This is a genomic window from Cyanobacteria bacterium QS_8_64_29, from assembly GCA_003022125.1.
Taxonomy (GTDB): Bacteria; Cyanobacteriota; Cyanobacteriia; order Cyanobacteriales; family Rubidibacteraceae; genus QS-8-64-29.
In genome coordinates, this window is the sequence record PXQH01000068.1 from 26,527 (window position 1) to 35,956 (window position 9,430).

Genomic DNA, 9,430 nt, shown 5'->3' on the forward strand with positions numbered 1-9,430 from the left:
CCCATGCGAACGCTCATCCAGCGCGTCGCCTCCTCCCAGGTCACGGTGGGCGGCGAAATTGTAGGCCAAATCGGGCCGGGCTTGAACCTGCTGGTGGGCATTGGAGCGGCCGATACAACCGCCGAGCTGGACTGGATGGCGCGCAAGTGCCTGGACCTGCGGCTGTTTCCCCATCCCGAGCGCGGCGCCGATCGCTGGGACTGCTCGGTGCGCGACATTGGCGGCGAGCTGCTCGCGGTGAGCCAATTCACCCTCTACGGCGACTGCCGCAAGGGGCGCCGCCCTGCCTTTGGGGAAGCTGCCCCACCGCAGCACGCCCAGGCTTGCTACGACTACTTTGTAGCCCAACTGCGCCAGAGCGGCCTGCGCGTGGCCACCGGGCAGTTTGGCGCTACCATGCAGGTCAGCATCGATAACGACGGGCCGGTCACGCTGCTGCTCGAGCGCGAGCCGGCAGCCCCGGCATCCGGCTAGGTCCATCCCAGGCGCGCAGCGATCGCGGCTGCAGCAGCCGCTGCGCTTTCGATAGCATTAAACAAACTGTCGAGGCAACGCATAGCAGGCAACGCTCGCTCATGGCAGAGATTCAATTCAACCGCGGCGTCCCGGAGAACACTGTCCCCGAGGTGCGGCTGACGCGCTCGCGCGATGGGACTACTGGAACAGCCACCTTTACCTTCGACTCGCCCCAGGTCCTCAGCGCCGACAACACCGACGAAATTACCGGCATGTACATGGTGGATGAGGAAGGCGAGATTGCTATCCAGGAAGTCAAAGGAAAATTCCTCAACGGCCAGCCCCAGGCCATCGAGGCCATCCACTACATGAAATCCAAAGAAGACTGGGATCGCTTCATGCGCTTTATGGAGCGCTACGCCCAAGAGCACGGCCTCGAGTTCAGCCAAAGCTGAGCTCTATGGCAAACCCGCCGCACGGTCATGGCAGCGCGGGGGAGCGGCTCACCTGCAGCGCGCTCACCGTTAGCGACACGCGCACCGAACGGGACGATGCCAGCGGTCGGCTGATCCGGCAACAGCTGCAGGAGGCAGGCCACATTGTGGGGCCCTACGCCATCGTTCCGGACGAGCCCCAGCGCGTGCGCGCCCAGCTGCAGCAGTTCTGCGGGCGCCGCGATCTGGCAGCCGCGATCGTCAGCGGCGGTACCGGCATTGCCCCGCGCGATACCACCTACGAGGCCGTTGCGGGGTTGCTGGAGCAAACCCTGCCGGGCTTTGGCGAGCTCTTCCGCTGGCTGAGCTACCAAGAAATCGGCAGCCGCGCCCTGGCTTCGCGCGCGATCGCCGGGGTCTGCGGCGGGACGCTCGTTTTTGCCCTCCCTGGGTCCACGGCAGCCGTTCGGTTGGGGCTCGAGCGCTTAATTTTGCCCGAGCTACCGCACCTAGCGCACCAGTTGCGCGGGCGCTAGCCGCTGGCTCGGGCCGGCAGCAGCGAGTTGGTCACGGCCCGCACGACCCCTAGCTGCTGCAGGGCCTGCAGGTCCTGGTAGCAATCCACCGTCCAAGCCCCCAGCTCGATGCCCCCCTCGAGCGCCACCCGAGCCAGCTTGGGGTTTTTGAGCAGCAGCCGGTACTCGCTCAGCAATAGGGCGTTGCCGCAGTCGCGGGCGCGCTCGAGCTTTTGGCGGTAGCGGTAAGCGCTCGTGCCGGCAACGTTGAAGCCCAGCGGCAGGTGGGCGGCGCGATCGCGCACCTGTTGCAAAAAGCGGTCGTCAAACGAGACCAGCACGCAGCGATCGGCCCACGCCGGCGAGGCCAGCAGCGCCACCAAGCGATCAATATCGGCGGGGCCCCAGCAATGCCCCTGCTTGACCTCCGGATAGATTTGGAGCGAGCTGGGGGCCAGTAGGGCCAGGACTTCCTCCAGCGTCGGGATGGGTTCGCCGGCAAACTGGCGGTCGAACCAGCTCCCGGCATCCAGGCGCTTGAGGCGCGCCAGGGGCTTGCGGCGAACGCGGCCCCAACCGTTGGTGGTGCGGTTGAGCCTGGCGTCGTGAATGACGACTGGCGTTCCGTCGGCCGAGAGGTGCAGATCGAACTCGATGCCGTGCGCTGCCGTCCGGCACGCCGCCGAGAACGCGGAAAGCGTATTCTCAGGAGCAACGGCCGAGAATCCCCGATGGGCAATCAGTTCCACGGCTATTGCGCTGGCGCGTCTGCCTGCCGGGCGGAAGGAGCTTCGCTGCAGCGCGCCATTGCGCTTGCCGGGCTGGCGTCGGTGGCGCGCGCTAGCCCCACCGTGCACTCAGAAAGCCGCAGCGGCAGCAGGCTGCGGCGGCAGCGATCCAGAACTGCCTGCGAGTCGGCAACCTCAGTCGCCTCGTGGATCTCGACGGCGCAGCTCGCTAGCTCCAGCGGGTGGCGCATGCCCTCGCAAGCCGAGAGCGCTGCCTCGGCGGCCAGCGGCGTCCGCGCGCCGATTTCGCGCGCGCAAAGCGACAGATCTTGGGGCGTGCGAGCAGCGCCACAAGCAGCCGCAGCGCGCTCCCGCGAGATGCCCGCATCTAGCAACTCCCGGGTGCAAAGCGAAAACCGCTCGCCCAACTCCGCCCGCGCTGGCGCCGCCAGCAAGCCCAGGGCGCTAGCGTGCAACGCGCCCATTGCGACCAGAGCCAGCGCGCGATCGCGATAGCGCCGTCCGTCCATGCTCATCCCCACCTAGCCGGGCTGGATGCAGCCCCTGCTTGCCCTACGGCAACAATCTAGTATTCGGGGACGGAGGCGTCAATTTCGCGGCTCCAAGCCGTGATGCCGCCTTTGAGGTTAGTGCCTTCAATGCCGGCTTCTTGCAGCCGGTTGAGGGCTTGGGCCGAGCGGGTGCCTGCCTTGCAGTGCGCGATGATGCGATGGCCGTTGGCCAGCCGCTCGATCTTGTCGATGCCCGAGCCCCGCTCGATTTCGGAGAGCGGAACGAGATAGGCGCCCGGGATGCGGGCGATTTCGTACTCGTTGGGGTTGCGAACGTCAATCAAGACAAAATCGCTATCGCCGCGATCCATGAGCGCTTTGAGCTCGTGGACCGTCATCTCGGGCAGCGATTGCTGCTGCTGCGCCTGAGGGATGCCGCAGAACTGCTCGTAGTCGATCAGGCCCTCGATGGGCGGGCGCTCCGGGTTGGGGCGCAAGGTGAGCTCGCGAAAGCTCATGGCCTGGGCATCGTAGAGCAGCAAGCAGCCGCTGAGCGTCTGCTGCGATCCCAAAATGACTTTAATAGCTTCGGTGGCCTGAATGGAGCCCACAACGCCGCAAAGAACGCCCAAGACGCCCCCTTCGGCACAGGAGGGCACCATGCCGGGCGGCGGCGGCTCGGGGAACAGGTCGCGGTAGTTGGGGCCGCCTTGGTAGTTAAAGACCGAAATCTGCCCTTCAAAGCGGAAGATGGAGCCGTAGACGTTGGGCTTGCCCTGCAGCACGCAGGCATCGTTGACCAGGTAGCGGGTGGGGAAATTGTCCGTGCCGTCCACCACCAAGTCGTAGGGCTCGAAAATCTCGAGCGCGTTCTCAGAACTCAAACGCGTTTCGTGGACATCAACCTGGCAGTAGGGATTGATATCCAGCACTCGCTGCTTGGCTGATTCGGTTTTGGACTGACCGACCGCAGCGGTGCCGTGGACGATCTGGCGCTGTAAGTTGGAGCTCTCGACGGCATCGAAATCGACAATGCCGATCCGACCGACACCAGCAGCTGCCAAATACATCAGCAGCGGCGAGCTTAGGCCGCCCGTCCCGATGCAAAGGACGCTAGCGGCTTTAAGGCGCTTTTGGCCTTCCAGCCCAAACTCGGGCAGGATAATGTGTCGCGAATAGCGCTCGTATTCGTCCTTATTGAGCTCGATCGCCTCGAGGTTGGGATTCAGCATGGCAGGTCAGGTGGGCGGATTGGGATCGCGGCTGGCTCCCCTCAAGGGGCTGGCAGCCGGCACTCAGCTCAGACAGGCTTGGGACTGGGCCCGAACGATTAGGATAGTGAGCCATCCGGGGCGGCTGCAACGCCGGCAGCCGTGATCGCCTCAGGAACGAAGGTGCCGTCCTCGGCCAGAACCCAACCGTTCAGCTCCCGAGCGCGGCCGTCGCGGACCGCGACGATGGGGTAGGAGTACTCCGGCCAGGCGATCGCGCGATCGAACTCGGAGGGCACGGCCGGATGCTCGGGATGGGAGTGATAGACGCCGATAATGTCGAGCTGGCGCTCGCGCGCGCTTTTTTGGGCCTGCACCATCTCGCGCGGGGCGATGCTAAAGTGGCGCTCCTTACCGGCGGCTAGGGCCTGACTCGAGCGCAGCCCCTCGAAGCTCCGAGCGGTCTCGCCATCCCAAGCATTCTGGGCGGGCCAAAGATCGCAGGTTTGCTTCTCGGCCGCCTGGCGCCATCCCAGCAGCAACCCGCAGCATTCCTGCGGGTAAGCGCGCTCGGCGTGCGCGCGGATGGCCTGCCGTTGGGCCTCGCTCAAATGCAGAACGGCCAAAGCTGCGACGGTCTAGAGATCGATGATGTGGAAGTAAAAGGCGGCAACGAGCAGGTTGCCCAGCAACAGGACCAACGCCCATCCCGTGCGGTAGGGATAGGGCGGTTGGCCGCTTTGGGGAACGGGCAGTTGCTTTTGCTTGTCGCTGTTGGCAGTCATAGCGACCCTCCAGAGTGCAGGTAGTCGGCGCTGCAAGCGCGTGCCTGGTTAGGGCACAGTGGGCTTGCCGCGTTTGCCATCCATCCTATCGGAGTTGGGGCTGCGCGCGCCTCAATCGGCCTCGCCCGCATGGTAGGAGCTGCGCACCAGCGGCCCCGAACGGACGTGCGAGAAGCCCATCTCGCGCGCGATCCCGCCCAAGCGCTCGAATTCCTCGGGCGTCCAGTACTGCTGCACGGGGCGGTGCTCGAGCGAGGGGCGCATGTACTGGCCCAGGGTGAGGCGATCGCAGCCCACAGCGCGCAGGTCCCGCATGGCCTGCACGATCTCGGCCTCGGTTTCGCCGTGCCCCAACATCAGCCCTGATTTGGTGGGAACGCTGGCATCGAGGGCCTTGACCTGGCGCAGGAGCTCGAGCGAGCGGTGGTATTTGGCCCCGCGCCGCACCGGGCCCTGCAGGCGCTCGACCGTCTCGATGTTGTGGTTGAAGCAGGCCGGGCCAGCCCGGACGACAGTGGCGGCGCGCTCGGCCTGGGCTTGCTGGGCGTTGTGGCCGCTCCAAAAATCGGGCGTTAGCACCTCAATGCCGGTCTCGGGGCACTGCTGCCGGATGGCGGCCATGGTGCGGGCAAATTCGCCGGCACCGCCATCGGCGAGGTCGTCGCGCGCTACTGAGGTCAGCACGACGTAGCGCAGTCCCAGTGCCTGCACGGCGTCGGCAATTTTTTGGGGCTCATCGGGATCCAGCGGCATGGGGGCGTGGCCTTTATCCACCTGGCAGAAGGCGCAGGCGCGCGTGCAGGTGGGCCCCATTAGCAGGAACGTGGCCGTTTTGCGGGCGTAGCACTCGCCGCGGTTGGGGCAGCGGCCTTCCTCGCAGATGGTGTGGATCTGGCGCTGCTTGATAACCTGCTGGACCTGCGAGATCGCATCGGCATTGCCGATGGGACGCCGCAGCCACGACGGCAGCGCAGCTACCTCCGAGCGCCAGCGATCGCGCTCTGACAGTTGCTGGGAATCAGGTTGTCGGGCGTCAATAGGCATGACACAACGGATGGCGATGCGCGCTGAGCGCAGTAGCTATCGATTGTAGCCCAAACGCCGCAGCGAGCGCCTGCGGTGCCCGATCGCCATGCATGCCGAGACGCGATGGATTCTGCAGTTGCTAGGACTATCGGTGGGGCTCTCGCTAGCCATCAAGTACGGCGGACCGCTGCTAGCGCTAGCGCCCACTGCCGGCAATGCGCTGCTAGGCATTACCGTGCTGCCGGTGGGCGTTGCTGCGGCGCTGCTGTGGCGCTGGCGGCAGTACCGCCGGCAGCGCTAGCACCTCGGGGGGGCCAAATTGCGATCGCGCGCGCCATCGCCCTAGACTGCTGGCACGCTCGCGATCGCAGCGCTCGCCGGGCAGGCTCGAGAGGCAGTGACTTTGGGACGATGGCTGGGCCTATTCGCACTGCTGGCAGCTGCCTACGTGTTGTGGCAAATCCGGCAGCTGCTGTTGCTGATATTTGCCGCCATTGTTGCGGCAACCGCGCTCAACCTGCTCGTTCGGCGCTTTCGGCGCATGGGCATGCAGCGCGGCTACGCCGTCGTTCTGGCGGTGCTGGCGCTGTTGGGCATTGTGGCGATTTTTGTCTGGCAGATCGTGCCGCCTTTCGTCCGGCAGCTGGTGGAACTAGCCGAGCTGCTGCCGCTGGGCATCCAGCAGCTCAACGATTGGATCGCGTTTCTAGAGGAGCGCCTGCCCAGCGCTGCCATTGAAGCCATCCCGGATGTCAACCGACTGCTAGGCGAGCTACCGCAAGTGCTCAGGCGCTTGTTGGGCGGCGGTCTGACCTTGCTCAGCATCGTGCTCAACACGCTGCTGGTGCTGGTGCTGACCGTCATGCTGCTGGCCGATCCGGATCCGTACCGGCGCGGGTTCGTGCGCCTGTTCCCCTCGTTTTACCGCCGCCGCGCGGATGAAATTCTGGTCCTGTGCGAGCGCGCCCTGCAGGGCTGGCTCTCGGGCAACCTGTTCAACATGGCGGTGGTGGCAACCCTGAGCTTTATCGGGCTGTCGCTGTTGCGCGTCGATTTAGCCCTAGCTCATGCCCTGCTTGCGGGGCTGCTAAACTTTATTCCCAACATCGGGCCGGTTTTGAGCGTGGTGCCGCCGCTGGCGGTGGCACTGCTGGATAGCGGCTGGAAGGTCGTTTCGGTCCTGGGGCTCTATACCGCCATCCAGCAGTTTGAAGGCAGCTTTTTGACCCCCTGGGTCATGGCGCAGCGTGTCTCGCTGCTACCGGCCGTCACGCTCTCGGCTCAGGTGTTTTTTGCCACGTTTTTTGGCATTTTGGGGCTGTTGTTGGCCCTGCCGCTGACAGTGGTGGCCCAGGTTTGGGTGCGAGAGGTGCTGATCCGCGACATTTTGGACGAGTGGCGATCGCGCCAGCCGCAGCGAGCGGATGAGGTGCCGCAGGCGCTGCCGGCAGCCTCAACCGATGCCGAACCGAGGCAGCAGGATTGATGCGGGCGCAGCCGCGCAAGGAGTGAACGATGAAGCTGGCAGCTCGCGTCGCCCGCGTAACCCCATCCCAAACGCTGGCTATCTCGGCGCAGGCCAAAGCCATGCGGGCCGATGGTATGGACGTGTGCAGCCTGAGCGCCGGCGAACCGGATTTCGATACCCCCTCGCCCATCAAGGTCGCAGCGCAGCGCGCCCTCGATGAGGGCCAGACCAAGTACGGGCCGGCCGCCGGCGAGCCGCCCCTGCGAGAGGCCATCGCGCGCAAGCTCCAAACCGAGAACGGGCTGAACTATCAAGCCCAAAACGTCATCGTCACCAACGGCGGCAAGTACTCGCTCTACGCCCTCATGCAGGCCCTGCTCGATCCGGGCGACGAAGTGCTGATTCCGGCGCCGTATTGGGTGAGCTACCCCGAGACGGTCAAGCTGGCCGGGGGCGAGCCGGCCATCGTCGAGACTGCCGCCGAGGATGGGTTTAAGCTCACCCCCGATCAGTTGCGCGCGGCCACAACGCCGCGGACCAAGCTAGTCATTCTCAACACGCCGGCCAATCCCACCGGCAGCGTCTACACCCCCGAGGAGCTGCGCGCGCTGGCAGCCGCCATTATCGAGCAGGACCTGCTGGTGGTTGCCGACGAAATTTACGAGCGCATTCGCTACGACGGGGCGCAACACGTAAGCGTGGGCGCGCTCGGCCCCCAAATCGGGGAGCGCACCATCGTCAGCAACGGCTTCTCCAAAAGCTTTGCCATGACCGGCTGGCGCGTGGGCTATTTGGCTGGGCCCAGCGATCTGATCGAGGCCATGACCGCCATCCAGAGCCACAGCACCTCCAATGTCTGCACCTTTGCCCAATACGGCGCCATGGCTGCCCTCGAGACGCCGCTGGAGGAGCTAGAGCACATGCGCCAGACGTTCGACCGGCGCCGCCAGCTCGTGCTGGAGTGCATTGATGCCATGTCGGGGGTAAGTTGCCCTACCCCGCAGGGGGCGTTTTACGTCTTTGCCGATATTGGTGCCACTGGGCTGGGCTCGTTCGAGTTTTGCCAGGCCCTGCTCGAGCAGGAGCAGGTCGCGGTCGTGCCCGGGATCGCCTTCGGGCGCGATCACTGCATCCGCCTCTCCTACGCGACGGATTGGGAGTCGCTCGTCCAGGGGATGGCGCGTTTGGACCGATTTGTTAGAAAGCAGTTAGAGGCTTAAGTCCCCCACGTGGGGGCAAGGAACCGGCCATGAGCTACAGCCGCATCCTGGTTGCTGTCGATCGCACCCCGCAAGGCAAAGCCGTTCTCGATCGCGCGCTGGATATTGCCAGCAAAGATGGCGTGCGCTTGCTGCTGTTTCACTGCATTCCGTTTGAGGGGCAAGAGGTCAGCGCGTACGGCGGCATTTACGGCCAAGATCTGGTTAATGTCTCGCAGCTAATGCAAGAGCGTTTGGAGAGCGAGGCCAACGAGGTCGGCGAATGGTTGAGCCAGCAGCGCCAGCGGGCGGAGGCTGCCGGCGTTGCCGCCGAAACTGACTGGAAAGTGGGCGAGGCCGGCAGCTGGATCCGGGAGCTCGCGCGCAACTGGGAAGCCGATCTGGTCGTTGTCGGGCGGCGCGGCCGGCGCGGTTTGGCCGAGATGGTGCTAGGAAGCGTCAGCAACCACGTCGTCCATCACGCCCCGTGCTCGGTGCTGGTGGTTCAGGGAACCGATCTGCCGGATGAGGCCGAGGCGGGCGAAGCAGCGCAGATCGCTACGGGCTAATGCGGCAGCCCAAAATGGCCAAATCGCGCTCGCGGCTATCGAGCTCGGCCACGCGCGGCAAACATCCCCAGCGGACGAACCCCAAGCGACCGAACAGCCGCAGGCTGGCGCTATTGTGCTCGAAGACCAAGCCCACTAGCGTTTTGAACCCCAACCTTGGCCCCGTCCCGATGGCGTGTAGCAGCTGCTGCCCCAGGCCGCAGCCGCGCCAAGCCGGCGCAATGTAGAGACTGACCTCGGCTGTGGCAGCGTAGGTGGCGCGATCGTAAAAGGGCTCGAATGCCAGCCAGCCCGCCACGGTTCCCTCGCAGGCGATCACCCATAGCGGATAGCCCTGGCGATCGCGCAGCCAGGGGCGGCACTCGGCTAGCGAGAGGGGGTCAAATCGGCGGTGGCCGTTTGCTCGGGGACGGCAGCGTTGTAGATGCTGACCAAAACTAGCGGGATACAAGCCCCGCCCTTTAGGGCGGCTAACTGTGCTATTTTAATAAGAGTAGCTAGGCTTTTATCAGTGTTGGTCCTGAGCT

Annotated in this window: 13 protein-coding genes and 1 pseudogene; 7 read left to right on the forward strand and 7 right to left on the reverse strand. The window is 65.0% G+C overall.

Going from position 1 to position 9,430, the window contains the following annotated elements; all coding sequences use genetic code 11:
* Positions 1–3: 3 nt before the first annotated feature.
* The 3 genes from BRC58_11250 to BRC58_11260 all read left to right on the forward strand — a co-directional run bounded on the left by BRC58_11250 (position 4) and on the right by BRC58_11260 (position 1,426).
* The gene (locus tag BRC58_11250; GenBank protein ID PSP15722.1) at positions 4–474 is read left to right on the forward strand and encodes a D-tyrosyl-tRNA(Tyr) deacylase; all 471 of its coding nucleotides are present in this window, start codon (positions 4–6) and stop codon (positions 472–474) included.
* Between the two features lie 101 nt (positions 475–575).
* Positions 576–911 (forward strand): photosystem II reaction center protein Psb28, encoded by a 336-nt coding sequence (locus BRC58_11255; protein PSP15723.1) that lies wholly within the window; start codon positions 576–578, stop codon positions 909–911.
* A 5-nt stretch (positions 912–916) separates the two neighbouring features.
* The gene (locus tag BRC58_11260) at positions 917–1,426 is read left to right on the forward strand and encodes a molybdenum cofactor biosynthesis protein (GenBank protein ID PSP15724.1); all 510 of its coding nucleotides are present in this window, start codon (positions 917–919) and stop codon (positions 1,424–1,426) included.
* On the opposite strand, the gene BRC58_11265 is transcribed toward BRC58_11260, so the two are convergent.
* From BRC58_11265 to lipA, 6 genes are all read right to left on the reverse strand, one after another.
* Complete coding sequence (locus BRC58_11265; protein PSP15735.1) at positions 1,423–2,160, reverse strand: glycerophosphodiester phosphodiesterase; 738 nt, start codon at positions 2,158–2,160, stop codon at positions 1,423–1,425. The two genes, BRC58_11260 and BRC58_11265, sit on opposite strands and share 4 nt — an antisense overlap.
* Entirely contained in the window at positions 2,157–2,669 is a 513-nt protein-coding gene (locus BRC58_11270) for a hypothetical protein (GenBank protein PSP15725.1), read from the reverse strand. Before BRC58_11270 ends, BRC58_11265 begins: the two co-directional genes overlap by 4 nt.
* 50 nt (positions 2,670–2,719) lie before the next feature.
* Positions 2,720–3,877, reverse strand: coding sequence for a molybdenum cofactor biosynthesis protein MoeB (locus BRC58_11275; GenBank protein PSP15726.1), 1,158 nt, complete (start codon positions 3,875–3,877; stop codon positions 2,720–2,722).
* A 98-nt stretch (positions 3,878–3,975) separates the two neighbouring features.
* Entirely contained in the window at positions 3,976–4,473 is a 498-nt protein-coding gene (locus tag BRC58_11280; GenBank protein PSP15736.1) for a hypothetical protein, read from the reverse strand.
* Positions 4,474–4,494: 21 nt separating this feature from the next.
* Positions 4,495–4,641 carry a photosystem one PsaX gene (locus BRC58_11285; protein ID PSP15727.1) on the reverse strand — a complete coding sequence of 49 codons (147 nt, stop codon included), beginning with the start codon at positions 4,639–4,641 and terminating at the stop codon, positions 4,495–4,497.
* 111 nt (positions 4,642–4,752) lie between these two features.
* The gene (lipA, locus tag BRC58_11290; protein ID PSP15728.1) at positions 4,753–5,685 is read right to left on the reverse strand and encodes a lipoyl synthase; all 933 of its coding nucleotides are present in this window, start codon (positions 5,683–5,685) and stop codon (positions 4,753–4,755) included.
* 88 nt (positions 5,686–5,773) lie between these two features.
* On the opposite strand from lipA, the gene BRC58_11295 reads away from it, so the two are divergent.
* The 4 genes from BRC58_11295 (at position 5,774) to BRC58_11310 (ending at position 8,903) form a co-directional block, all read left to right on the forward strand.
* Positions 5,774–5,968 carry a hypothetical protein gene (locus BRC58_11295; protein PSP15729.1) on the forward strand — a complete coding sequence of 65 codons (195 nt, stop codon included), beginning with the start codon at positions 5,774–5,776 and terminating at the stop codon, positions 5,966–5,968.
* Positions 5,969–6,064: 96 nt separating this feature from the next.
* Positions 6,065–7,153: an AI-2E family transporter gene (locus BRC58_11300; GenBank protein ID PSP15730.1), complete on the forward strand. Its 1,089-nt coding sequence runs from the start codon at positions 6,065–6,067 to the stop codon at positions 7,151–7,153.
* A gap of 29 nt (positions 7,154–7,182) precedes the next feature.
* Positions 7,183–8,355 carry an aspartate aminotransferase gene (locus BRC58_11305; GenBank protein ID PSP15731.1) on the forward strand — a complete coding sequence of 391 codons (1,173 nt, stop codon included), beginning with the start codon at positions 7,183–7,185 and terminating at the stop codon, positions 8,353–8,355.
* Between the two features lie 29 nt (positions 8,356–8,384).
* The gene (locus BRC58_11310) at positions 8,385–8,903 is read left to right on the forward strand and encodes a universal stress protein (protein PSP15732.1); all 519 of its coding nucleotides are present in this window, start codon (positions 8,385–8,387) and stop codon (positions 8,901–8,903) included.
* Here the strand turns inward: BRC58_11310 and BRC58_11315 are convergent.
* Positions 8,893–9,392: pseudogene (locus BRC58_11315) on the reverse strand (N-acetyltransferase). The gene BRC58_11310 and the pseudogene BRC58_11315 overlap by 11 nt on opposite strands.
* Positions 9,393–9,430 lie beyond the last annotated feature (38 nt).

Coding starts and splice junctions, on each gene's coding strand:
- BRC58_11250 (PSP15722.1), top strand. CDS start 4: ATGCGAACGCTCATCCAGCGCGTCGCCTCCTCCCAGGTCACGGTGGGC.
- BRC58_11255 (PSP15723.1), top strand. CDS start 576: ATGGCAGAGATTCAATTCAACCGCGGCGTCCCGGAGAACACTGTCCCC.
- BRC58_11260 (PSP15724.1), top strand. CDS start 917: ATGGCAAACCCGCCGCACGGTCATGGCAGCGCGGGGGAGCGGCTCACC.
- BRC58_11270 (PSP15725.1), bottom strand. CDS start 2,669: ATGAGCATGGACGGACGGCGCTATCGCGATCGCGCGCTGGCTCTGGTC.
- BRC58_11275 (PSP15726.1), bottom strand. CDS start 3,877: ATGCTGAATCCCAACCTCGAGGCGATCGAGCTCAATAAGGACGAATAC.
- BRC58_11285 (PSP15727.1), bottom strand. CDS start 4,641: ATGACTGCCAACAGCGACAAGCAAAAGCAACTGCCCGTTCCCCAAAGC.
- lipA (PSP15728.1), bottom strand. CDS start 5,685: ATGCCTATTGACGCCCGACAACCTGATTCCCAGCAACTGTCAGAGCGC.
- BRC58_11295 (PSP15729.1), top strand. CDS start 5,774: ATGCATGCCGAGACGCGATGGATTCTGCAGTTGCTAGGACTATCGGTG.
- BRC58_11305 (PSP15731.1), top strand. CDS start 7,183: ATGAAGCTGGCAGCTCGCGTCGCCCGCGTAACCCCATCCCAAACGCTG.
- BRC58_11310 (PSP15732.1), top strand. CDS start 8,385: ATGAGCTACAGCCGCATCCTGGTTGCTGTCGATCGCACCCCGCAAGGC.